At 72.8% G+C, this 23,331-nt stretch carries 22 protein-coding genes; 10 read left to right on the forward strand and 12 right to left on the reverse strand.

Annotated features, from left to right (window positions below; translation table 11 throughout):
- Positions 1-42: 42 nt before the first annotated feature.
- Positions 43-768, reverse strand: coding sequence for a SigE family RNA polymerase sigma factor (locus RM590_RS32240; RefSeq protein ID WP_311708337.1), 726 nt, complete (start codon positions 766-768; stop codon positions 43-45).
- A gap of 189 nt (positions 769-957) precedes the next feature.
- Here RM590_RS32240 and RM590_RS32245 point away from each other — a divergent pair, with 189 nt between their 5' ends.
- The 4 genes from RM590_RS32245 to RM590_RS32260 all read left to right on the forward strand — a co-directional run bounded on the left by RM590_RS32245 (position 958) and on the right by RM590_RS32260 (position 4,521).
- Entirely contained in the window at positions 958-1,632 is a 675-nt protein-coding gene (locus RM590_RS32245; protein ID WP_311708338.1) for a response regulator transcription factor, read from the forward strand.
- On the forward strand, positions 1,632-3,191 hold the full coding sequence (locus RM590_RS32250; protein WP_311708339.1) for a HAMP domain-containing sensor histidine kinase: 1,560 nt from the start codon (positions 1,632-1,634) through the stop codon (positions 3,189-3,191). The genes RM590_RS32245 and RM590_RS32250 overlap by 1 nt, the downstream gene beginning before the upstream one ends.
- Complete coding sequence (locus RM590_RS32255; protein ID WP_311708340.1) at positions 3,188-3,784, forward strand: hypothetical protein; 597 nt, start codon at positions 3,188-3,190, stop codon at positions 3,782-3,784. Before RM590_RS32250 ends, RM590_RS32255 begins: the two co-directional genes overlap by 4 nt.
- Positions 3,785-3,888: 104 nt before the next feature.
- A complete protein-coding gene (locus tag RM590_RS32260) occupies positions 3,889-4,521 on the forward strand; it encodes a VanZ family protein (RefSeq protein ID WP_311708341.1) in 633 nt (210 codons plus the stop codon).
- Positions 4,522-4,607: 86 nt separating this feature from the next.
- On the opposite strand, the gene RM590_RS32265 is transcribed toward RM590_RS32260, so the two are convergent.
- The 5 genes from RM590_RS32265 to RM590_RS32285 all read right to left on the reverse strand — a co-directional run bounded on the left by RM590_RS32265 (position 4,608) and on the right by RM590_RS32285 (position 8,542).
- The gene (locus tag RM590_RS32265; RefSeq protein ID WP_311708342.1) at positions 4,608-4,997 is read right to left on the reverse strand and encodes an ATP-binding protein; all 390 of its coding nucleotides are present in this window, start codon (positions 4,995-4,997) and stop codon (positions 4,608-4,610) included.
- A gap of 165 nt (positions 4,998-5,162) precedes the next feature.
- Positions 5,163-6,296, reverse strand: a complete 1,134-nt coding sequence (locus RM590_RS32270; protein WP_311708343.1) for an adenosine deaminase — start codon at positions 6,294-6,296, stop codon at positions 5,163-5,165.
- An 89-nt stretch (positions 6,297-6,385) separates the two neighbouring features.
- Positions 6,386-7,054 (reverse strand): HAD family hydrolase, encoded by a 669-nt coding sequence (locus RM590_RS32275; RefSeq protein ID WP_311708344.1) that lies wholly within the window; start codon positions 7,052-7,054, stop codon positions 6,386-6,388.
- Positions 7,051-7,512: a RipA family octameric membrane protein gene (locus tag RM590_RS32280; protein ID WP_311708345.1), complete on the reverse strand. Its 462-nt coding sequence runs from the start codon at positions 7,510-7,512 to the stop codon at positions 7,051-7,053. The genes RM590_RS32275 and RM590_RS32280 overlap by 4 nt, the downstream gene beginning before the upstream one ends.
- Positions 7,513-7,552: 40 nt before the next feature.
- On the reverse strand, positions 7,553-8,542 hold the full coding sequence (locus RM590_RS32285; protein ID WP_311708346.1) for a LysR family transcriptional regulator: 990 nt from the start codon (positions 8,540-8,542) through the stop codon (positions 7,553-7,555).
- 93 nt (positions 8,543-8,635) lie between these two features.
- Between RM590_RS32285 and RM590_RS32290 the strand changes: the two genes are divergently transcribed.
- The 6 genes from RM590_RS32290 (at position 8,636) to RM590_RS32315 (ending at position 15,985) form a co-directional block, all read left to right on the forward strand.
- Positions 8,636-9,901, forward strand: a complete 1,266-nt coding sequence (locus tag RM590_RS32290; protein WP_394814016.1) for an MFS transporter — start codon at positions 8,636-8,638, stop codon at positions 9,899-9,901.
- A 121-nt stretch (positions 9,902-10,022) separates the two neighbouring features.
- Positions 10,023-11,645 carry a tetratricopeptide repeat protein gene (locus RM590_RS32295; protein WP_311708348.1) on the forward strand — a complete coding sequence of 541 codons (1,623 nt, stop codon included), beginning with the start codon at positions 10,023-10,025 and terminating at the stop codon, positions 11,643-11,645.
- Positions 11,646-11,762: 117 nt separating this feature from the next.
- Positions 11,763-12,674: an NAD-dependent epimerase/dehydratase family protein gene (locus RM590_RS32300; protein ID WP_311708349.1), complete on the forward strand. Its 912-nt coding sequence runs from the start codon at positions 11,763-11,765 to the stop codon at positions 12,672-12,674.
- 199 nt (positions 12,675-12,873) lie between these two features.
- Positions 12,874-13,452, forward strand: a complete 579-nt coding sequence (locus RM590_RS32305; protein WP_311708350.1) for a TerD family protein — start codon at positions 12,874-12,876, stop codon at positions 13,450-13,452.
- A gap of 106 nt (positions 13,453-13,558) precedes the next feature.
- Entirely contained in the window at positions 13,559-15,454 is a 1,896-nt protein-coding gene (locus tag RM590_RS32310; RefSeq protein WP_311708351.1) for a TerD family protein, read from the forward strand.
- Between the two features lie 123 nt (positions 15,455-15,577).
- Positions 15,578-15,985: a RidA family protein gene (locus tag RM590_RS32315; protein WP_311708352.1), complete on the forward strand. Its 408-nt coding sequence runs from the start codon at positions 15,578-15,580 to the stop codon at positions 15,983-15,985.
- Positions 15,986-15,992: 7 nt separating this feature from the next.
- On the opposite strand, the gene mgtE is transcribed toward RM590_RS32315, so the two are convergent.
- The 6 genes from mgtE to RM590_RS32345 all read right to left on the reverse strand — a co-directional run bounded on the left by mgtE (position 15,993) and on the right by RM590_RS32345 (position 23,212).
- On the reverse strand, positions 15,993-17,318 hold the full coding sequence (gene mgtE / locus RM590_RS32320; RefSeq protein WP_311708353.1) for a magnesium transporter: 1,326 nt from the start codon (positions 17,316-17,318) through the stop codon (positions 15,993-15,995).
- 280 nt (positions 17,319-17,598) lie between these two features.
- The gene (locus RM590_RS32325) at positions 17,599-18,876 is read right to left on the reverse strand and encodes a thymidine phosphorylase (protein ID WP_311708354.1); all 1,278 of its coding nucleotides are present in this window, start codon (positions 18,874-18,876) and stop codon (positions 17,599-17,601) included.
- Between the two features lie 5 nt (positions 18,877-18,881).
- The gene (locus RM590_RS32330) at positions 18,882-19,274 is read right to left on the reverse strand and encodes a cytidine deaminase (RefSeq protein WP_311708355.1); all 393 of its coding nucleotides are present in this window, start codon (positions 19,272-19,274) and stop codon (positions 18,882-18,884) included.
- Positions 19,271-20,557: an ABC transporter permease gene (locus RM590_RS32335; protein WP_394814017.1), complete on the reverse strand. Its 1,287-nt coding sequence runs from the start codon at positions 20,555-20,557 to the stop codon at positions 19,271-19,273. The genes RM590_RS32330 and RM590_RS32335 overlap by 4 nt, the downstream gene beginning before the upstream one ends.
- Positions 20,554-21,678, reverse strand: coding sequence for an ABC transporter permease (locus tag RM590_RS32340; RefSeq protein ID WP_311708356.1), 1,125 nt, complete (start codon positions 21,676-21,678; stop codon positions 20,554-20,556). Before RM590_RS32340 ends, RM590_RS32335 begins: the two co-directional genes overlap by 4 nt.
- The gene (locus RM590_RS32345) at positions 21,671-23,212 is read right to left on the reverse strand and encodes an ABC transporter ATP-binding protein (protein ID WP_311708357.1); all 1,542 of its coding nucleotides are present in this window, start codon (positions 23,210-23,212) and stop codon (positions 21,671-21,673) included. The genes RM590_RS32340 and RM590_RS32345 overlap by 8 nt, the downstream gene beginning before the upstream one ends.
- Between the last annotated feature and the right edge of the window lie 119 nt (positions 23,213-23,331).

Here is a 23,331-nt window from a genome sequence, read left to right on the forward strand (position 1 = left end):
GTCCCCCGTGCCCCTTCCCCTCGGGCGCTTTCCCCCGCCCTGTCAGGCGACCAGCTCGCCGAAGGACTCCTCCTGGTCCTGGCCGAGGCTGAGCGCCCGGTCCTCGCGCAGCCGGCGCAGGGTGCGCCATATGCTGCTCTTCACCGTGCCGACGCTGATGTTGAGCGTTTCGGCGATCTCCGGGTCGGTGCGTCCCTCGTAGTAACGGAGCACCAGCATCGTGCGCTGCTGCTCGGGCAGCCGCGCCAGCGCCTGCCACAGCACGGTCCGCAGCTCGGTGCCGCGCATCGTGTCGTGTTCGCCCGGCGCCTCGGGCAGTTCCTCCGTCGGGTACTCGTTCAGCTTGCGGCGCCGCCAGGCGCTGATGTGCAGGTTGGTCATGGTCCGCCGCAGGTAGCCGCCGACCGCCGCCTTGTCGCTGATCCGGTCCCACGCGCGGTAGGTGGACAGCAACGCGCTCTGCAGCAGGTCCTCGGCCTCGTGCCGGTCCCCGGTCAGGTGGTAGGCGGTGGCGTACAGGGAGGCGCGGCGCTCGCGCACGTAGGCGGTGAACTCCGCCTCCGTGCCCCCCTCGCGCCGCACGCTCCCGGTGCGCCCCCCTTTCGCGTCCACCGCGGTCAAGTGCGGCGGACGCGGGTGTCCGATGCCGCGCCGGCCCCCGAGCCGGTGCGCGACGCCGGACTTCTCCCCGTACCGGACGGGAACCATCGCGGCGGTCGCGCGCGTCTCGCTCACCGCCGTGTCGGTGACGCCGTGCACTGCGCTCATCCCGCTCCCCCATCGTGAAGGCCGTCCGCTTTCGATGGGGAATACACTGCCGGGCCAGTTTCTCGACCGGGTCCCCCAACTGTCACAGCGGTGTCACAGGGGCCGGCCGGCCCGCCGAGCCACCTGACGGGGACGCTTCAAGGACCGGGAGGTCGAACTCCGGTGGGTCCATAGGCCACAATGACCCGCGTGGCTTTCCTGTTGCTGATCGAGGACGACGAAGCGGTGCGGACTGCCCTGGAGATGAGCCTGACTCGCCAGGGGCACCGCGTCGTGACCGCGGCGACGGGTGAGGACGGCCTGAAGCTCTTGCGCGAACAGCGGCCCGACCTCATCGTTCTGGACGTCATGCTGCCCGGCATCGACGGCTTCGAGGTGTGCCGCCGCATCCGCCGCACCGACCAGTTGCCGATCATCCTGCTCACCGCGCGCAGCGATGACATCGACGTGGTCGTCGGGCTGGAGTCCGGCGCCGACGACTACGTGGTCAAGCCCGTCCAGGGACGCGTTCTCGACGCCCGCATCCGGGCCGTGATGCGGCGCGGCGAGCGGGAGTCCAACGACTCGGCGACGTTCGGCTCGATCGTGATCGACCGGGCTGCCATGACCGTGACGAAGAACGGCGCCGATCTCCAGCTCACGCCCACCGAGTTGCGGCTCCTCCTCGAACTGAGCCGCCGCCCCGGCCAGGCGTTGTCCCGGCAGCAGTTGCTGCGGCTGGTCTGGGAGCACGACTACCTGGGCGACTCGCGCCTGGTGGACGCCTGTGTGCAGCGGTTGCGCGCGAAGGTGGAGGACGTTCCCTCGTCGCCGAAGCTCATCCGCACCGTGCGCGGTGTGGGGTACCGGCTGGACGCGCCTTAATGCGGGACGCCAGCGAGGGCCGGGTTCGAGGCTGGTTGCGCACGCTGCTGCGGCTGACCAGCCTGCGACTGCGGCTGGTGACGGTCTTCGCGCTGGTGGCTCTGGTGGCCGCCGTCTCGGTGTCGGGCATCGCCTACTGGCTGAACCGGGACGCCGTCCTCACCCGCGCGCAGAACTCGGCGCTGAGCGACTTCCGCAAGTCGCTGGGCGAGAAGGCGACCACGCTTCCCGAGGGCGCGACCTGCGACGATCTGCGAGTCATGGCCGCCGCGGTGGCGAACAACACACTCGACTACGACGTGGTCCTCGTCGGCGAGCAGGACACCGGCCCGATATGCACCGCCGAGTCCGATCCGTCCATATTCGAGCTGGACATGGTTCCGGACGCCCTGGTCGACGCCGTCCACGAGCGGCGCGACGACGACAGCCCCGCCGAGTACCACCTGTACTGGCAGCGGATCACGCTCCACGGCGACCCGTATCTCATTGGCGGCACCCAGGTGATCGGCGGCGGCCCCACCGGCTACATGCTCAACTCCCTGGCGCCCGAGCGCGACGACCTCAACTCCCTTGCCTGGTCGCTGGGCATCGCCACCGCCTTGGCCGTCATCGGCTCCATACTCCTTGCGCAGGCCGCCGCCACCATGGTGCTGCGCCCCGTGCAGCGGCTCAGCGACGCCGCCCAGCGCCTCGGCGAGGGCGAGCTCGACACCCGCCTCGAAGTGCGCGGCGCCGATGAACTCGCCGAGCTGACGCGGACGTTCAACCGCTCGGCCGCCTCCCTGGAGCGGCGCGTCAAGGACCTGAGCGCGCGCGAGGCGGCCAGCCGCCGGTTCGTCGCCGACATGTCGCACGAACTGCGCACCCCGATGACGGCGATCACCGCCATGACGGAGGTGCTGGAGGACGAGGTGGACAACCTCGACCCGATGATCGCGCCCGCCGTGCAGCTCGTCGTCAGCGAGACCCGGCGGCTGAACGACCTCGTGGAGAACCTGATGGAGGTCACCCGCTTCGACGCGGGCACCGCCCGCATGGTGCTGGACGACGTCGACATCGCCGACCAGGTGACGGCCTGCATCGACGCCCGCGCCTGGCTGGACGCGGTGGAGGTCAACGCGGACCGCGGCATCATCGCCCGGCTCGACCCGCGCCGCCTGGACGTGATCCTGGCCAACCTCATCGGCAACGCCCTCAAGCACGGCGGTTCCCCGGTCCGCGTGACCATCCGCGAGGAGACGACGCACGACGGCGCGCGGAACGTTCTCCTGGACGTCGCCGACCAGGGCCCCGGCATCCCCGAGGAGGTGCTGCCGCACGTCTTCGACCGCTTCTACAAGGCCAGCGCCTCCCGGCCGCGGTCCGACGGCAGCGGCCTCGGCCTGTCGATCGCGCTGGAGAACGCCCATCTGCACGGCGGCGACATCAGCGCCCGCAACGCCCCGGGCGGCGGCGCCGTGTTCACCCTGCGGCTGCCCCGCGAGGCGCAGCCGCCGGAGGACGAGACGGCCGGGGCCGAGCGGCGCGAGAGCGCCCCGGCGGAGGGGGAGGTCCGGTGACCGGGACGCGGATGTCGCTTGTGGCGTGTGCGCTGGCGCTGGCCGCGACCGCCGCGGGGTGCGGGATCAGGGCCACGGACGTGCCGGTCGACGCGGGCCCCGCGCCGACGCGGGCGATCTGCGACGCGGCGTCGGAGGACGAGACCCCCGAGCCGGAGGGCATCGAGGTCTACCTGCTGTGCGGCTCGCACGTGGAGTCCGTGGAACGCCCCGTCGCACTGCCCGCGCAGAGCGACGACCGGGTCGCAATCGCCAAGGCGCTGCTGGCCGAGCTCCAGACCGACCCGGAGCGCGACGAGCAGGCGGCGGGCTTCACCAGCGAGGTGCCGGCCACCCTGGAGGTGTCCGGCCCGACGGCCGGCGACCCGGAGCCGGCGCTGCGGCTGAGCGAGGGCCCCAACGAACTCACCGCGGTCGCCCTGGTGCAGATCATCTGTACCTTCGCGAACAGTGAACACCTCGGCGGCAACGGGCAGACTGTGATGCTCGGCGGCCCGTCCGCCGCCCCCGGCAGCCAGCCCCGGATGTACGCGTGCACCACAGCCGTGCGCACCAGCCCCGAGGCCGCTCCCGCGCCCATCGGGCCCCCGTGACCCCACCCGCCTTATCCCGGCCGGGCAGCTGGCCGGCCCGGATAAGACGCAGGTCACACCGGAGACACGGAACCGGGCCGGGCGCAGGCGGCGTCCTGTTTCCCGTGCAGCATCATCCTGCGGCCCCCATCGGGCCCGGTGTCAGCCCGCGCGTGCGGGTGGCGGCTCTCGGTCTCCTGGCGGCGTATCTGCTCTTCGTCACGTGGCTGGCCCTGCGCCCGCTGAACGTCATGTGGGTGTCCCCGGCCAACGTGGAACCGTTCGCCACCATCCGCGCCGACTTCGCCCGCGGCCCCGCGGAGGCCGCCCGCACGATCGGCGCCGGGATGCTGCGCATGGCACCCCTTGGCGTGCTGCTGCCCCTGCTCGGACGGCGCCTCGGCGGCGCCCGTTTCGCCTCGCTCTGCCGCACCGTCTTCGCGGGCGGGATGATCTCGCTCGCCCTGGAGTTCTGCCAGTCGCTGGTGCCGAGCCGGGTCGCGGACGTGGACTCGATCATCCTCAACACACTGGGCGTCGCCGTGGCCCACCAGTTGGCCTACGGCCGGCTGCGCGCCCTCGTGCTGCGCGGGCCGCGCCCGTCCCCGCGCCCCAGCGTGCGCCGGCTGGCGCCCCGGCACGGTCACACGCGCGGGGCGGCGCCGGGCGGCGGCCCGATGCGCCAGGCGCGGCGCACCCGGACCTGGGTCCCGCCGATCCGCGCCGACGAGGCGCCCGCGCTGTCCGGCCGGGGCTGACCGCGCGCCGGCGCCCCAAGAACGCGACCGGGGGCCGTCTCTCCGCATACGAGGAGAGACGGCCCCCGGAACGCGTCGGGAGGTGCTCAGCCGAGGTTGACGCCCTTGAGCAGGCCGTCGGTCGGCAGGCCCAGCGCGGAGGTCGGGTTCACCGGCAGCCCGCCCAGCAGCTTCGTGGCCGGGTCGGTCAGACCGCCGATCGGGGAGGCCTTGGTGGTGTGCGCCAGCGTCTGGGTGGCCGAGGTCACCTCGTCCTCGTCGTCCGTGAGCATGTCGGTGCCGGACTGGACCACGTCGCCGGTGCCGCCCGGCAGCTGCTCCGTGGCCGGGTCCAGCGCGGGCAGCGTGCGCACCACGTCGCCCGTCGTGGCCTGCACATCGTCGGTGACGGCGGCGGAGGCGGTGCCCGCCGCGACGGCGGAGAGGGCCACACCGAGTGCGGCGACGCCAAGGCTCTTCACGGTTGCCTTCTTCATCAGTGACTACGTCCTTGTGTGGGGTTTCGAGCGGCCCGCCGAAGGTAACCGCTGAAAAGCAGGTACCGCAATGAATCGAAATGCGCGCCGTTACCCGTAACCCGCCCGGCCGAGTTTGTCGTACTGCCGCGCGCCCGCTCCCGCCCCACTCGGCGTTCCCACAGGTCAGGACGTTGACGAACCCCGCTGCTTGAACAGCCATTCGGAGCGTAGCGCCGCGTATCCCGGCTTGATCACCTCGTTGATCATCGCCAGACGTTCATCGAAAGGAATGAACGCGGATTTCATCGCATTGACCGTGAACCACTGAAGGTCGTCCAGGGTGTACCGGAATGTCCGCACCAGATGGGTGAATTCACGGCTCATGCTGGTATCACTCATCAGCCGGTTGTCGGTATTGACCGTCGCGCGGAAACGCAGCCGTCGCAGCAGCCCGATGGGGTGCTCGGCGTAGGAGGGCGCCGCGCCCGTCTGGATGTTGGAGGTGGGGCACAGCTCCAGCGGGACGCGCTTGTCCCGCACATAGGCCGCCAGCCGGCCGAGCTTCACCGAGCCGTCCTCGGCCACCTCGATGTCGTCGATGATCCGCACCCCGTGCCCGAGCCGGTCGGCGCCGCACCACTGGAGCGCCTGCCAGATCGACGGCAGGCCGAACGCCTCCCCGGCGTGGATCGTGAAGTGGTTGTTCTCCCGCTTGAGGAACTCGAACGCGTCCAGGTGCCGGGTGGGCGGGAACCCCGCCTCGGCGCCCGCGATGTCGAAGCCGACGACGCCCAGGTCCCGGTAGCGGTTGGCCAGTTCGGCGATCTCCAGGGCCCGGGCCGCGTGCCGCATCGCCGTCAGCAGCGCGCCCGCGCGGATCCGGTACCCCGCCTCGGCGGCCCGGCGTGTTCCCTCCCGGAACCCGTCGTTGACCGCCTCGACGACCTCCTCCAGGGAGAGCCCGCCCTCCAGGTGCTGCTCGGGCGCGTACCGGATCTCGGCGTACACCACGCCGTCCACGGCCAGGTCGTACACGCACTCCGCCGCCACGCGCGCGAGCGCCTCGCGGGTCTGCATCACGCCGACGGTGTGCGTGAACGTCTCCAGGTAGCGCACCAGCGAACCGGAGTCGGCCGCCTCCCGGAACCAGGCCGCCAGCCGCTCGGGGTCGGTCTCGGGCAGCCGGTCGTAGCCCTGCTCGCGGGCCAGTTCGACGATGGTGGCGGGGCGCAGCCCGCCGTCGAGGTGGTCGTGCAGCAGCACCTTGGGCGCGCGCAGGATCTGTTCGGGGCTGGGCGGTGTCTCGCTCGGGATCACGAGGGCACTCTAACGCCTACGCGCGTAGATCACCGGGCTTTCCCCATCGGCCAGTTCGCGGACCGCCGTCTCGGAGGCCCGGCTGCGGCTCACAGGGCGCGTTCGGCGAGCATCCGGCGCAGCGCGTCGGGGCGGTCGTCGACCGGGGCGGGGGCGATGTGGTGGAACGGCATGCGGACCGCCGTCGCGCCGCCGTCCGTCGTGGGGTCGTCGCCGACCATCAGGCAGGCCCCGGGCGGGACGCCGAGCCGCTCGCAGGCGCGGCGGAACAGCTCGGGGTCCGGCTTGCACCGGCCCTCGCGGTAGGACAGCGTGAACTCGCCGACCAGGGCGTCCAGTTCATGGGCGGCGAAGGCGCGGGAGATGTCCCAGGAGATGTTGCTGACCACGCCGATGGCGAGCCCGCGCGCGACCAGGTGGCGCAGCGTCGCGGCCGTGTCCGGGTAGGGGTGCCAGGTGGCCGGGTCGGCCAGCCGCCGGTGGACGCGGGCGAGGGCCGCCTCGTCGCGCAGGCCGGCCAGCCGGAACAGCGTGGTGTAGGCGGCGCGGTTGTGCCCGGGCGAGAGGTCGCGGCCGTTCCACAGCGCGCGCTGGTCGGCCGTCATCAGCGGCAGAACCGGATCGGGGTGGCGCAGCGTCCGCACGATCAGCTCCTCGTCGGGCCCTCCGAGGCCGAGCCAGCCGGTGCCCCGGCGCCTGCCGAACAGGGTGCCCGCGAAGTCGAAGAGCACCGCCCGGACAGGGCCGGGCGCGGTCACAGCACGCCGCCGAGGGCGATGACCAGGTAGAGCACGGCGAACGCCACCGGCACCGTTCGTTCGACCACGCCGAGCGAAATGTACCGGTGGCCGTCGCCCCCGCGCAGCACCTTCCACTCGTCGGTGAAGACGGCGACGGGCAGCCGTTTCTCCAGGTCGTGGATGACGGCGAACTTGGCGCGGGTGAGCTCCCGGTAGCTGCGGAGCTGGAACCACCAGGAGGCGGAGAGCAGCACCCCGATGAGGCAAATGGCCACCGCCACCCACCACTTCATGTCCTGGAGCGTGCCGGTGGAGAGACCGAGCACGGAGGCGAGGGCGGTCTGCACGGTGAGGTAGAAGGCGTTGGCCGCGCCGCGCTGGGCGGAGAGGCGCTGGGCCATCTCGACGGCCAGCGTGTAGAGCTGGATGAGGCGCGCCTCCGCGTCGGCGTCGGTGCGCCCCGTCTCGTTCGCCATCCGTCCTCCTCCCCGGACATCTACCACGCCCGTGGCCCGTTCAGCCCGCGGAGAGCGGGGGGCCCGCGATCCGGCCGCGGCGGCCGAGGAGGAAGCGCTTGAAGTCGGCGACCGGGCGGGTGTCGGGGCGGCCGGACATCCAGGCGACGCCGATCTCCCGTACGGCGCGCGGCGCGATGACGGCCAGGTCGCGGACGCCGGGGCGGGCGACGGTCGGCGGCGGCAGGAGCGCGACGCCGAGGCCGGCGGCGACCAGGCCGCGCAGCGTCTCCGGCTCCTCGCCCTCGAACGCGACGCGCGGCCGGAAGCCGGCCTGTTCGCACAGGGCCTCGGTCAACCGCCGCAGCCCATAGCCCGGTTCAAGGGTGACGAACGGCTCGTCCGCCGCCTCGGCGAGCCGGACGCGGCGGCGGGCGGCGAGGCGGTGGTCGCCGGGGACGACGAGGTAGAGGCGCTGCTCGTCGAGGCGGCGGGTGACGAGGTCGGGCGCCTCGGGCACGGGCGAGGTCAGGCACAGGTCGAGCTCGCCGCCGCGCATCCGCTCGATCATGTCCTCGCCGTAGCTCTGCACCAGGGCGAAGCGGACCCGGGGGTGGTCCTCGCGGAACTCGCGGATCAGCTCCGGCACCGTCTCCGGGCCCATGGTGTGCAGGAAGCCGAACGCAACCTTCCCCGCGGCGGGGTCGGCGTCGGTGCGGACGGCGTCGGCGGCGCGTTCCACCTCGGCCAGGGCGCGTTCGACGGAACGGGCCAGGGCGCGGCCGGCGGGCGTGAGGGAGACGGTGCGGCCGTGCCGCGCCAGCAGCGCAACGCCGAGGTCGGCCTCCAGGCGGGCCATGGCGCGGCTGAGGGTCGGCTGTGGAACGGACAGGTCGCGGGCGGCCTGGGTGATGTGCTCGTGGCGGGCGACACCGGCGAACTGGGCGAGGCGCGGCGCGAGCAACGCGGCCCAGGAGTCGGGGGAGATGTCCGCGATGGCCGGGGTGGCCGCTGTTACGGAGAAGTCTTTTTCGTTGCGCGTGGATGACATCGCCGTCCCCTACCTCTGCTTATGCGCAAGCCTAATGTATTCCCGCGTCTTCATGCATTGGACGCATGAAGGAGGGGTCCGTACGTTTGCGGTATGCCCACTGTCGTAAAGGGGGCTTCCGCCACCGCGGGGGCCTCTGCCCCGCATTTTCCCGCCGCCACCGCGGCCCGTCCTTCGCAATTGCGCATCAACCTCGCGCTGTTCGCCCTCGGCCTCGCCACGTTCGCGATGCTGTTCTCCACGCAGGCCCTGCTGCCGGACATCGCCGCCGCCTACGGGGTCACCCCCGACCGGGCGAGCTGGACGGTGTCCGCGACCACCATCGCGCTGGCGGTGGCCGTGCTGCCGCTGAGCACCCTGTCCGAGCGGTTCGGGCGCCGCCAGATGATGACGGCGTCGGTCGGGGTCGCCGTCGCCCTGGCGCTGGTGATCCCGTTCGCGCCCGACCTGCGCACGCTGATCGCGCTCCGCGCGGTGCAGGGCGCGGCCATCGCCGGCATCCCCGCCTCCGCGGTGGCGTACCTCTCCGAGGAGCTGCACGCGAAGGCGACGGTCGGCGCGGTCGGCCTGTTCATCGCCGGCAACAGCGTGGGCGGCATGTCCGGCCGGGTGCTGACCGGCTGGGTCGCCGAGGGCTTCGGCTGGCGCGCCGCGCTGGGCGCGGTGGCCGCGCTGGGCCTGGTGTCCGCGGTGGTCTTCCGGGTGCTGCTGCCGCGCTCGCGGAACTTCACCCCGGCCTCGCTGCGGCCCCGGCTGGTGCTGCGCACGGTGCGCGACCACCTGGCCCGGCCGCTGCTGCTGCGGCTGTACGCCATCGGGATGCTGCTGATGGCCGCGTTCAGCGCGGTGTACACGGTGATCGGCTTCCGGCTGGTCGAGGAGCCGTTCAACCTCTCGGCGGGGCTGGCCGGTTCGGTCTTCGTCATCTACCTGGTGGGCACCGGCTCCTCGTCCGCGACGGGCCCGCTGCTGTCCCGGCTCGGGCGGCGTGGCGCGCTGTACGTGGCGATCGGCACGGTGACGGCCGGGCTGCTGCTGAGCCTGTCCGACCGGCTCGCCCTGGTGCTGACCGGGCTGGTGCTGATCACCGGCGGCTTCTTCTTCGGCCACGCGGTGGCCTCGGGCTCGGTGAGCCGGATCGCGACGCACGGCAAGGCGCAGGCGTCCGCGCTGTACCAGGTGGCGTACTACCTGGGCGCGAGCCTCGGCGGCACGCTGGGCGCGGCGATCTATCACCGGGCGGAGTGGACCGGGCTGGTCGTGTTCGCGCTGGCGGCGCTGCTGACGACCGCCGCGATCACCCTGTACGCCACGCGCCGGGCGCACGCCGAGCGCCGCGCGCTGGCGACGGCCGCCTGACCGGGCCCGCCACCGGGCTTCCCGAAACCGCCCGCCCCCGTTAAACGTGTAAGGGGGCGGGCGTCGCCCGGCTGCGGCGCGTCGGCGCATCCGCGCGCTCCTCGCACCCAGGGGGTCGGACATGGCGGTCATCGGCGGCTATCACCAGGGCATCGTCAGACGCCGCGGCCGGGTCGCGGCGCTGCTGAACGCGAGCGGCCTGGGCGCCGGCTACCTCTATCTGCGCCAGTGGAGCCGGGCCGTGGCCTCCTGGCTGGTCACGCTGCTGATCGTCGTGCTCGCCAACGCGCTCAACGCCTCGGACACCTGGCCGTTCTGGCTCGGGCTCTACGCGCTGTGGCTGGTGGCCATGACCGTGGACGGCTACCGCCGCGCCCGGCTGGCGGCCCTGCCGGACGCCGCTGCGCCGCCGCTGCGCCCCTGGCTGCCGCTCGCCGTGGGCGCCGTGGTCATCGCGCTGGTCGCCACCGGCCTCGCGTTCTACCGGGCCGTCCCGGCCGGTGAGCTGGACCGGGCGGAGCGGGCGCACGCGGCCGGCGACTGCGCCACGGCCGTCGAGCACTACGACCGGGCCGCCGCCGGCCGGTACGAGTTCACGCTGAGCGGCGCGCTCGCCGACGCCCGCGCGGGCCGCGCCGCGTGCGATGTCGTGCTGACGGCCGAGGCCGCCGCCGAGGCGGGTGACTTCCCGGCGGCGATCTCCGGCTACGGCGGCTATCTCGACCGCTACGCCGGCACCCCGCCCTGGGACGGCGCCGGACCGCGGCTGGCCGAGCTGCGGCTCGCGCACGCGGACGCGCTGGCCGGCACCGCGCGGGAGACCGGCGGCGAGGAGCTGAGCGCCGCGTACCGGACGGCGTTCGAGGCGTACCTCGCCGTGCGCGAGGAGCACCCCGCCTCGCCCCAGGCGGCCCAGGTGCCGGGCCGGTTCGAGGACCTGTACGCGAACGGGACGGCGGGCCTGGCCGACCGGCCCTGCGAGACGGTCGGTGACCTGCTGGCCCTGGAGAGCCTGTCCTCGGTCGGCGCGCCGGAGGCCGCCGACCTCTCCGGGCGCGCCACCCGGGCCCTGCCGGGGGCGCGGTTCGCCTGTGGCGAGGAGCGGGTCGAGGCGGGCGAATTCTGCGCGGCCACCGACGAGTTCGAGGCGGTGCTGGGTCTGTCCGCGGCAAGCGGGGAACAGCGGCACGACGCGGAGAACTCCGCGGGCCACGCCCTGTACGAGTGCGGCCTCGCCCACTACGAGGGCGGGGACCTCGGCCCGGCCCGCGACGCGTTCCAGCGGCTGGTGGACGGCTACCCGGACGACGCGCGGGCCGGTGGCGCCGGCGAGTTGCTGATCGCCGTCGAGATCGACGAGATCAACGCCGGCGACACCGGCGAACTGCCGCCGCCCACCGCCACGGGCGGCGCGCCGGGCGGCACCGTGACCGTGGAGATCGTCAACGACTCCCCGGAGGAGCTGGAGATCCTGTTCGCGGGCGCGGGGACCGGCACCGCGTCGGTCGACGCCTGCGGCGACTGCACGCCCCACGGCGGCGGCCCGCTCGGCGACCAGCCCGGCGGGACGTGCGGCACGGACCTCGACCGCCCGCGCGTGACGCTGACCCTGGCCCCCGGCGACTACCGGATGGTCGTCCGCGCGACGACGGACAGCACGGTCGCCCCCCACTCCGGCGACTGGTATCTGACCTCGGGCACGGCCTACTCCGGCTGCTACCACATCAGCGCGAGCGACCTCTGAGGCGCCGTCAGCCGGCGGGCGCGAGGCGCGCCCGCTTGACATTGATTGCATACACAGGGAATCGTCGATCGCAATAGAAGGCGTCTGCAAGCATCTTGTCGCGGGAGGTCGTCCCTCATGCACGTGTTCGTCACCGGTGCCACCGGATTCATCGGCGGCTCGGTCGCCGTTCGCCTGGTGGAGGCGGGCCACACCGTCTCGGGCCTGACCCGGGACGAGGGCAGGGCCGGGAAGCTGACCGCCCTGGGCATCGAGCCGGTCTTCGGAACGCTCGACGACTCGGGTCTGCTGGCGGCCCGGGCCCGGGCCGCCGACGCCGTGGTCAACGCGGCGGACAGCGATCATCGCGGCGCCGTCGAGGCGCTGATCAGCGGTCTGGCCGGCTCGGGGAAGCCGTTCCTGCACACCAGTGGCTCCAGCGTCGTCGGCGACGACGCCCGGGGCGAGGTCTCCGAGGCGGTCTTCACCGAGGAGATCCACGACCCGGGCTCAGGCTGGCGCCCCGAGGCGGACAAGGCGCCCCGGGTGGAGATCGACCGCCTCGTGCTGGCCGCGGCCGACTCGGGGATCCGCTCCACGGTCCTGTGCAACACGCTGATCTACGGCCATGGCCTGGGCCCGGGCCGGGACAGCGTCCAGATCCCCGCGCTGGTCCGGCAGGCCCGCTCCAGCGGCGTCGCCCGGCACGTCGGGCCCGGTCGCAACATCTGGTCGAACGTCCACATCGCCGATGTCGCCGACCTGTACGCGCTGGCCCTGGACCGCTCCCCGGCCGGCTCGTTCCACTTCGTCGAGAACGGCGAGGAGTCCTTCGCCGCCATCACCACCGCCATCGCCGAGACCCTGGGCGTGGCGGGCCCCGAGCCCTGGGACATCGAGTCGGCCATCGACGCCTGGGGCTACGAGCCCGCGGTCTACGCCCTCGGCTCCAACAGCCGCGTCCGCGCCACCCGCCCCCGCCCCGTCCTCGGCTGGACCCCAACGCACGCCTCCGTCACCGACTGGATCCGCGGCGAGCTGACGGCCTGAGCCGCCCGACGGGGCAACCGACGCGCCGGGGACGGGGGTTCACTGTTCGCTTCCTGATGGCCGCCGGGCGACGAGCGGGCGCCGGGAGTATTGCAGGACAGCTACAAACCCGCCCGGTGGCCGCCCGGGTGTCGGCGGCACTGCGTAGGGTTCCAGGCAACCGCCGGAATCGGCGGGGCGAACCGAGAAGGGGTAGCACGTGAGTCTCAACTTGTCCAAGGGACAGGCGATCAATCTGCAGAAGTCCGACGGGGGCACCCTGACCGCGGTGCGGATGGGACTCGGCTGGCAGGCGGCTCCCCGCCGTGGGCTGTTCGGGTCGCGCGCGCGGGAGATAGACCTGGACGCCTCGGCCGTCGTGTTCGCCGACAAGCAGCCCGTCGACGTCGTCTTCTTCCAGCACCTGGTCAGCGACGACGGCTCGGTGCGCCACACCGGTGACAACCGCGTCGGCGGCGCCGGGCAGGGCGGGGACGACGAGGCGATCCTCGTCGACCTCCAGCGGGTGCCCGTCCACATCGACCAGATCGTCTTCACGGTCAACTCGTTCACCGGGCAGAGCTTCACCGACGTGCAGAACGCGTTCTGCCGCCTGGTCGACGAGACCAACGGCCAGGAGCTCGCCCGCTACACCCTGACCGGCGGCGGCCAGTACACCGCGCAGATCATGGCCAAGGTGCACCGGGTCGGCGGCGGTTGGCAGATGACCGCCATCGGCGAGCCGGCCAACGGCCGTACGTTCCAGGACCTGATGCCGGCGCTGCTGCCGTACCTGTAGGTCCTCAAGCGACCGAGACGACGGGCCCGGCGGCGGGAACGGAACCGCGCCGGGCTCGACCACCGAGACGACGTAGGCGAGCGATGGAAACCGAAGGGGCGCAGCCATGACGGCCGAGCTGATCCGCGGGCAGAATCACCCACTGCCCGAGACCCGGCTGGAGATTCGGGTATCGGCCGGAGAGCCGATCGTGGCCGGGGTGACACTCAACGACGACCAGGGGCGGATGCGGGACGTCGAGTGGATAGCCCACCCCGCCTCTCCCCAGCTCCCCGGGCTGGAGGTCTCCAGGCAGGCGGCGGCCGACCACCGCCTCGCGGTGGACCTGGACGCGCTGCCCGAGGCGGTGCACCGGGTGAACGTGATGCTCGCCCTGCCGGTGGGCGTGGGCGGGCCGACCAGCTTCGGCGCGGTCACCGCGCCCTTCGTCTCGGTGACGGGGCTGGACGGCTCCCCGGTCGTCAGCTACCACATCACCGACCTGCACGCCGAGTCCGCCGTCGTCGCCCTGGAGCTCTACCGGCGCAACGACACCTGGAAGGTGCGCGCCGTCGGCCAGGGCTACGCGGGCGGGCTGGTGGCCATGCTCCAGGACCAGGGCCTGCCGCAGGCCCAGGAGCTGGCCGTCACGATCAACGAGGCGGTGGCCAGCGGGATGGCCCGCGCGGTGGCGCCCCCGCCGCGGCCGGGCGACGCGGAGCGCGCGCGGCGCGCCGCGTCGGTCGGCGGCGGCACCCCGGCGCCCGAGCCCACCGCCAACCCGGCCGGGGCGCCGGCCGCCCCCACCGCCGGCGGCCGGATCAACTACCAGCACCCGAACCGCCCCGCGGCCGCTCCGCCGCCCCCGCCGCCGGCCGCGCCCGCGCCCCAGCCGGGGCAGCCGGCCCAGCCGGTCGCCGGCGACGCCACCGGCTGGAGCCTGGACGAGCGCCTCTACAACCAGGTCTGGGGCATGTTCGAGGACCTGGCCCGCTCGACGGCCGCCTACCGCAGCGCCGTCGACTTCGCCGACTCCCGCATGGAGCAGGAGATCGACAAGGTGCTGTCCGACCCGCGCACCCGCGTCGGTCCGGCCGCCGACGAGGCCCGCACCCGGGCCCGCGCCAAGCACACCGGCCTGGTCGACCAGGCGCGTGCCGTGTTCGAACGCGACCTCGCCCAGCTCGTGGCCGAGTCCGAGGTCGTCGAGCCGGCCCTGCCGCCCGCCTACGCCCGCTGGGACAACCCGGTCTGGCTGGCGTACCAGGCGCCCAAGGAGGTGCCGATGGCCCTGCGCCTCGGCGACCTCAGCCTCCCCGAGAGCGGCGATCTGCGGATCCCGATGCTGGTGCGGCTCCCGCTCCAGCGCGGCCTGTGGATCGACAGCGGGCGCGCCGCCGGCCCGGCCGACTCCGACGAGTTGCGCCGCCTCGCCGCCGAGACCGCGACAGTCATCGCGGCCCGGCTGCTCGCCGTCCACCCCGTGGGGGATCTGAGCGTCCACGTCATCGACCCGGGCGGCGCCGCGTCCGGCGCGCTGGCGCCGCTGCTGCACACCGGCGCGGTGCGTCCACCCGCCGCCGGGGCCGCGGGGGTGACCGCGATGCTGGCCGCGCTGACCCAGCGGGTCGACCTGGTGCAGATGGCCATCCGCAGCGGCGCCGCCGACGCGCTGCCGCCCGACCTCGACACGGCGGAACAGCTCCTGGTCGTCCATGACTTCCCGCACGGCTTCGACGACCGCGCCGTCACCCAGCTCCGCTACCTCGCCGACGAGGGGCCCTCGGTGGGCGTGCACCTGATGATGGTCGGCTCCCGCGAGGACGCCCGGGGCTACGGCCCGGTGCTCGATCCGCTGTGGCGCTCGCTGCTGCGCATCACGCCGGTGCCCGACGACCACCTCGCCGACCCCTGGGTCGGCCACTCCTGGACCTATGAGCCGACGCCGGTGCCGCCGGGCAGCCAGGTGCTCACCCAGGTGCTCACCCAGGTGGCCGCCGCCCGCCGGGCCGGCGGGCACTGAACCGGCCCGTCCCCGTAGAGCTCCACCCGATTCGGCCCCACCGCCCGCGCGGTGGGGCCGAATCCGCGTTCACGCGCCGACCATTCTGGATATATGATGTCCAGGACCTGAAAGGGGAACGCCATGACGACACACTCGATCATCAACCCGCCCGGCCTGCACAACCCGGTCGGCTACGGCTACAGCCACACCGTGGACATCCCGGCCCCCGCCGGCCTCGTTCTCATCGGCGGCCAGTACGGCTCCGACGCCGAAGGCGCGGTCGTCTCCGACGACTTCGCCGAGCAGGTCGAGCGGGCGTTCACCAACCTGGGCACGGCGCTGGCCGCCGCCGGTCTCGACTACACCCATGTCACCCGGCTCGGCACCTACATCGTGGACCACGACCAGGACAAGCTGGCGGCCCTGCTCGCCGTCGTCTCCCGGATCTGGGGCGACGAGCCGCCCGCCCAGACCCTGCTGGGCGTGGCCACGCTGGCGCTGCCCGGCATGCTGTTCGAGGTGGACGCGATCGCCGTCCGGTCCGCCTGACCCGCCGTCAGACGCCGAGCACCAGCTTGGCCGTGGTGAAGTAGATGACCAGCCCCGTGGCGTCCACCAGCGTGGTCACCATCGGGGCGGACACCACGGCCGGGTCGATGCGCAGCTTCTTCGCCAGCAGGGGCATCGTGCCGCCCACCGTGGACGCCCAGGCGCAGATGACGACCAGGGTGATGGCGACCACGCCCGCGATGTCCCAGCCGACGAAGAACGAGCCGACGAACAGCCCGACCACGGCCAGCATGCAGCCCAGCAGCAGCCCCGTGCGGCACTCGCGCCAGATCACCCGGAACAGGTCCGAGGTGCGCACCTCGCCGACCGCCAGGGCGCGCACGGCCGCGGTGGCGGCCTGCGCGCCGGAGTTCCCGCCGGTGCCGATCAGCAGCGGAACGAAGAGCGCCAACTCCGTGACCGCGTTCAGCTCGTTCTCGAAAAGCTGTGTAACGGAAACGGTCAGCGTGGCGGCGACCATCAACAGCATCAGCCACATCACCCGGACCCGCGACAACCGGAAGACGCTGACCGACATGTAGTGCCGCTCCAGCGGCTCGGCGCCGGACTGCCGGGCCACGTCCTCGGTGTCCGCCGCCTCGATGACCTCGAACGCGTCGTCACTCGTGAGCAGCCCCACCAGCCGGTCCTCGCTGTCAACCACCGGCAGGTCCAGCACGTTCGTCTCGCGCATCAGCCGCGCCGCGTCCTCGGCCGGGTCGGTGGCCCGGGCCCTGGGCGGCTCGGTCACCACCAGGTCCGACACCATGGCCCCCGGCTCGCTGAGCACCAGTTCGCGCAGCTCGACGACGCCGGTCAGCCGGCGCCCCCGGTCCACCACCGGCAGCGTGTAGATGGTCTCGGCCTGCGCCCCCCGGCGGCGGACCACCTCCAGCGCCTGGCCCACCGTCAGGTCCTGCTGGAGCGCGACCGTTTCCGGCGTCATGTACCGGCCCACGGACCCCTCGGGGTAGCCGAGCAGCGCGGCCGTCATCTGCCGCTCGTGGGCGCTCAGTCCGGCCAGCACGCGCTTGGCGACCTTGGCCGGGGCCTCCTTGAGCATCCGGGCCCGGTCGTCCGGGTCCATGTTCTCCACCAGGTCGCGGAACGCCTGGTCGCGCAGCCCCTGGAGGATCTGCTGCTGATCGACGGGATCGAGTTCCTCGAAGACCTCCAGCGCCCGGTCCTTGTCGAGCAGCCGGAACGTGATGACGGACTCCACGGCGTCCATCCGGGCGATCTCGTCGGCGATGGCGTAGGGCGGCTGCGTCTCCAGCCACTCCAGGGCCCCGGCGAGGTCGTGCTCCTCCAGCAGCGCAGGCAGATGAGTCATGACGGGCGAACCCCCAGGAAACGGAAGGCGATCACGGGCATCCGGAGTGCGCGCACACGCCTGCCGCCCCAGGCCGCTCGGCTACCTGGGCGGGATGGCGCGGCGCGGGGGATGACTGGGAGGTTCACTGCGCATCGCAGCTTCACCTCCCGCCGTGTCGTTCCGCCAAAACCGTTCTTCAGGGTACTAGGCATCGGTCACGATCATGGCAAAAATTCCGACATTATGGACACCCGCCAAGGGGTTCGCCATGAACGTTTCGAGGCCGGGGGGCGGCCGTTCAGGAAATCCGGTCGAGAACCGTGGGACGAACGCCTGCCCCGGCCTCCGGACCAATCCGGATCGCGTCGCCCGCCAGCGCGGCGAGCGCGTCCTCGAACCGCTCCGGGGTGTCGGTGTGCAGCGTCAACAGCGGCGCCCCGGCCGTCACCGTGTCCCCCGGCTTGGCGTGCAACTCCACGCCCGCGCCCGCCTGTACGGGGTCCTCCTTGCGCGCCCGGCCCGCGCCCAGCCGCCACGCCGCGACCCCGACGGCGTACGCGTCCAGCGCCGTCAGCACACCGGACGCCGGCGCGGACACCGTGTGCCGCTCCCGGGCGACGGGCAACGGCGCGTCAGGATCGCCGCCCTGCGCGGCGATCATCCGGCGCCAGCGGTCCATGGCCGAACCGTGCGCCAGGGCGGCGGCCGGATCGGCGTCCGGCAGCCCGGCCGCGTCCAGCATCTCCCGGGCCAGCGCCAGAGTCAGCTCCACCACATCGGCCGGCCCGCCGCCGGCCAGCACCTCGACCGCCTCGCGCACCTCCAGCGCGTTGCCCGCCGTCAGGCCCAGCGGCGTGGACATGTCGGTGAGCAGGGCAACGGTCCGCACGCCGTGGTCGGTACCGATCTCGACCATCGTCGAGGCCAGTTCACGGGCGTCCTCGAGCGTCTTCATGAACGCGCCCGAGCCCGCCTTCACGTCCAGCACCAGCGCGCCGGTGCCCTCCGCGATCTTCTTGGACATGATCGAGGACGCGATCAGCGGGATCGACTCGACCGTGCCCGTCACATCCCGCAGCGCGTACAGCTTCCGGTCCGCCGGGGCCAGCCCCTCCCCCGCCGCGCAGATCACCGCGCCCGTCCCGCGCAGCACCGCCAGCATCTCCTCGCCCGTCAGCCGCGCCCGCCAGCCGGGGATGGACTCCAGCTTGTCCAGCGTGCCGCCGGTGTGCCCGAGCCCCCGCCCGGACAGTTGCGGCACGGCCGCGCCGCAGGCGGCGACCAGCGGCGCCAGCGGCAGCGTGATCTTGTCGCCGACCCCGCCCGTGGAGTGCTTGTCCGTGGTGGGCAGCGGCAGACCGGAGAAGTCCATCCGCTCCCCGGAGGCGATCATCGCCGCCGTCCAGCGGGCGATCTCCGCCCGGTCCATGCCGTTCAGCAGAATCGCCATGGCCAGCGCCGACATCTGCTCGTCGGCGACCTCGCCGCGCGTGTACGCGGCGATGATCCAGTCGATCTGCTCGGGGGTCAGGGTCCGGCCGTCGCGCTTGGCACGGATGATGGTGATCGCGTCCATGGGGCTCACTGTTCCAGGTGCCATGCCTGCGGAAGAAGGTCGCCCAGGGTGCGCACGCCCTCGGGCGTCTCCACCTCCAGGCCGGGGCCGCCGTGCTCCATCAGCAACTGCCGGCAACGGCCGCACGGCGTGATCACGTTGCCCTCGCCGTCGCAGCAGGTGAAGTGGGTCAGCCGGCCGCCGCCCGAGGCGTGCAGCGCGGACACCAGCCCGCACTCCGCGCACAGGCCAAGACCGTAGGAGGCGTTCTCCACGTTGCAGCCGGTGACCACGCGCCCGTCCGCCACCCGCGCGGCGGCGCCCACCGGGTACCGCGAGTACGGCGCGTACGCCCGGGACATCGCGTCCCGGGCCGCCGCGCGCAGCGCCGCCCAGTCGGCGGCGGGGACCGCGGTCATGTCGCCTGCCCCCGGCGATAGGGCCGGCCGGCCGCCTTGGGTAGCCGCAATCGCTGCGCGAACAGCGTCAGTACCAGCAGCGTCGTCAGATAGGGGCTGGCGGTGACCAGTTCAAGCGGGAGCGTGTCGGTCGTGGCGTACCAGACCCACATCAGCCCGGCCAGCACGGCCACCACGACGGCCGCCAGCCGCTTGCCCCGGACGAACTGCCAGACCGCCAGGCCCAGCAGGCCCAGCGCGAACAGCAGCAGCATCGCGTGCACCACCGGCCGGTCCCGGGTCTGGAGCACGTCCATGAAGCCGAACAGGCCCGCGCCCGCCGCGACCCCGCCCGGCCGCCAGTTGCCGAAGATCATGGTCGCCAGGCCCAGATAGCCGCGCCCGCCGGTCTGCCCGTCCTGGTACATCCGGATCAGCACCGCGAGATACGCGCCGCCGAGCCCGGCCAGGCCGCCGGAGACGGCCAGCGCCAGGTACTTGTAGAGGTAGACGTTCACCCCGAGCGACTCGGTGGCCTGCGGGTTCTCGCCGCAGGACCGCAGCCGCAGGCCGAACGACGACTTCCACAGCACCAGATAGGTGCCCACGAAGATCAGCACCGTCAGCAGCGTCAGCCAGGACACCTCGTGCACCGCCGCGCGCAGAATGCCCGCCAGGTCGGAGACGAGGAACCAGTTCCGCTCGTCCAGGTCGCCCAGCCAGTCGGCGACGCCCGGCACGGTGAACGGCTCCATCCGCTCCATCTGCGGCGACTGCTTGTCGTTGCCGCCGCGCGCCAGCGCCTCGCTGCCCTCGGCCGCGAACCACAGCTTCGCCAGGTACTGCACAACGCCCAGCGCCAGGATGTTCAGCGCCACACCGGACACGATGTGGTCCACGCCGAACGTCACCGTGGCCACCGCGTGCAGCAGCCCGCCCAGCGCCCCGCCGACGATCCCGGCCAGCACGGCCGCCCACGGCCCGTGCTGCCAGCCGATCCAGCCGGCCGCGAACAAGCCGAGCATCATCATGCCCTCGAGGCCGATGTTGACGACGCCGGCCCGCTCCGCCCACAGCCCGCCGAGCCCGGCCAGCCCGATCGGCACCGCGAAGCCCATCGCCGCGCCCCACTGGTCCGCGGAGGTCAGGCTCTGCTGGTCGGTGACCGCGCGGACCAGCGAGAGCAGCACCAGGGCCAGCGCCAGGATCAGCAGCACGGCCGGATACGTCAGCCGACGGCGGCCTTCCTCCACCCGCCCGCTGGGGCGCACCTTGTCGGTGAGGGTGGACAGGGTGGTGGTCACGCGGACACCTCCGCCGAGTCGTTCTTCTTCGACAGCCGGCCGGCGGCGAGCTGCTCACCGACCAGACGCTGCTGGCGCCGGATGCCCCAGCGGCGGACGATCTCGTAGGCGACGACGACGGAGAGCACGATGATGCCCTGCATCACACCGACGATCTCCTGGTCGTAGCCCTCGAACTCGAGCTGGGTACCCGTGCGTTCGAGGAAGCCCCACAGCAGCGCGGCCAGCGCCATGCCCACGGCGTGGTTGCGGCCGAGCAGGGCGATCGCGATGCCGGTGAAGCCCAGCCCCTCGGGGAAGTCGTTGCCGTAGTTGCCCGACTCGTTCAGCAGGGTGGGCATGCCCACCAGGCCCGCCACCGCGCCGGACAGCAGCATCGCCGTGACGACCGTGCGCTTCACGCTCACGCCGCTGGCCTCGGCCGCCGACTCGGAACGGCCCACCGCGCGCAGGTCGTAGCCGAACCGGGTGCGGCCCAGCACGAACCAGTACGCGATGCCGACCGCGACCGCGACCAGGATCGTGCCGTGCACCGGGTCGGGGTTGGTCGGGAACTCGAAGAAGAAGCTGGAGTCCGGGATGTCCTCGGTGTGGATGATGTTCTCGTCGCGCTCGGCGAGCCGCCCCTCCTGGAGGAAGTACGCGATGAGGGAGCCGCCGATGAAGTTCAGCATGATCGTGGTGATGACCTCGCTGACCCCGCGGGTGGCCTTGAGGTAGCCCGCGATGCCGGCCCAGATCGCGCCACAGGCCATGGCCGTCAGCAGGATGATCGGGATCTGCACCACGCCCGGCAGGCTCAGCGCGCCGCCGACGACCGCGGCGAAGAACGCGGCGACCCGGTACTGCCCGTCCACGCCGATGTTGAACAGGTTCATCCGGAAGCCGATGGCGACGGCCGCCGCGGCCAGGTAGTACGGGATCGCCTTGTTGATGATCCAGACCTGGCTGTCGCTCTTGGAGCCGTAGTCGGCCATCACCTCGAACGCCCGGAACGGGTTGTCGCCCGTCAGCCCCATCACCGCCGAGGTGATGGCCATCGCGGTGACGATCGCGAGCAGGGGGGCGGCGACGGCCAGGACCAGCTTCTCCCGGTCGACGCGCCGCAGCAGGCTATTCACCGTTTCCCTCCTCGTGTTCGAGGTGGCCGGTGGCGGTACCGGTCATCGCGGTGCCCAACTCCTCGGGGGTGATGGTGGCCGGGTCGGCGTCCGCGACGAGCCGGCCGCGGTACATCACGCGCAGGCTGTCGGAGAGCCCGATCAGCTCGTCCAGGTCGGCGGAGATCAGCAGCACGGCCAGCCCCTCGCGGCGGGCCCGCCGGATCTCGTCCCAGATCTGCGCCTGCGCGCCCACGTCCACGCCCCGGGTCGGGTGCGCGGCGATCAGCACCCGCGGGCGGTGGCTCATCTCCCGGCCGACGATCAGCTTCTGCTGGTTGCCGCCGGACAGCGAGCCGGCGGTGACCTCGATGCCGGGGGTGCGGACGTCGTACTCCTCGACGATCCGCCGCGTGTCCTGCCGGGCGCTGCCGGCCGTCAGCCAGGGGCCGCGGCTGTTGGGCGGCTCGGTGACGTGGCCCAGCATGCGGTTCTCCCACAGCGGGGCCTCCAGCAGCAGCCCGTGCCGGTGGCGGTCCTCGGGGATGTAGCCGATGCCCTGCTCGCGGCGCTTGCGCGTCGAGGTGACGGAGATGTCCGTGCCCGCGAGCGTGATCCGGCCGCCGTCCGGGCGCCGGATGCCCATGATCGCCTCGACCAGCTCGGCCTGGCCGTTGCCCTCGACCCCCGCGATGCCCAGGACCTCGCCGCGGTGGATGGTGAAGTCGATGTCGGCCAGCACCTCGCGCAGCAGGCCGTCCGCGTCCCGGCCGGAGAGGTGCAGCCCCTCGACGGTGAGCACGGGCTCGTCGGTGACCGTCGACTCGCGGGTCTCGGGGGTGGGCAGCTCGGTGCCGACCATCAGCTCGGCGAGCTGCTTCGGCGTGGTCTCCGCCGGCACGGCCGTGCCCACGGTGGTGCCGCGCCGTATCACCGTGATGTCGTCGGCGACGGACAGGACCTCGCCCAGCTTGTGCGAGATGAACAGGACCGTCAGGCCCTCGGCGGTCAGCTCCCGCAGGTTCCCGAAGAGGGCGTCGACCTCCTGGGGCACCAGCACCGCGGTCGGCTCGTCCAGGATCAGCGTGCGCGCGCCCCGGTAGAGGACCTTCAGGATCTCCACGCGCTGCCGGTCGGCGACGCCGATCTCCTCGACCAGCAGGTCGGGACGGACGCCCAGGCCGTACGTGTCGGACAGCTCGGCGATGCGGCGCCGCGCGCGGGCCCCGATGCCGTGCAGCTTCTCGGCGCCGAGAACGACGTTCTCCAGGACCGTCAGATTGTCGGCGAGCATGAAATGCTGGTGGACCATGCCGATGCCGCGCGCGATGGCGTCCGCGGGACTGCGGAACGTGACCTGCTCGCCGTCGATGGCGATGGTCCCCTCGTCCGGCCGCTGCATGCCGTAGAGGATCTTCATCAGCGTGGACTTGCCGGCGCCGTTCTCCCCGACGAGCGCGTGGACGGTGCCGCGCTGGACGGTGATGTCGATGTCGTGGTTGGCGACGACGCCGGGGAAGCGTTTGGTGATGCCGCGCAGCTCGACGGCGGGCACGCCGGAGCGGCCGGCGGGCTGCGGAGGGCTGTTCGGGGCTGGGATGACGCACTCTCCTCGGAGCGGAAAGCCCGACCGGGCGGGCGGGGACCGTCGTTGGTCTCGGGCACGCTACCGCG

Origin of the sequence: Streptomyces litchfieldiae (assembly GCF_031845365.1) — a bacterium.
GTDB classification, from domain to species: domain Bacteria; phylum Actinomycetota; class Actinomycetes; order Streptomycetales; family Streptomycetaceae; genus Streptomyces; species Streptomyces litchfieldiae.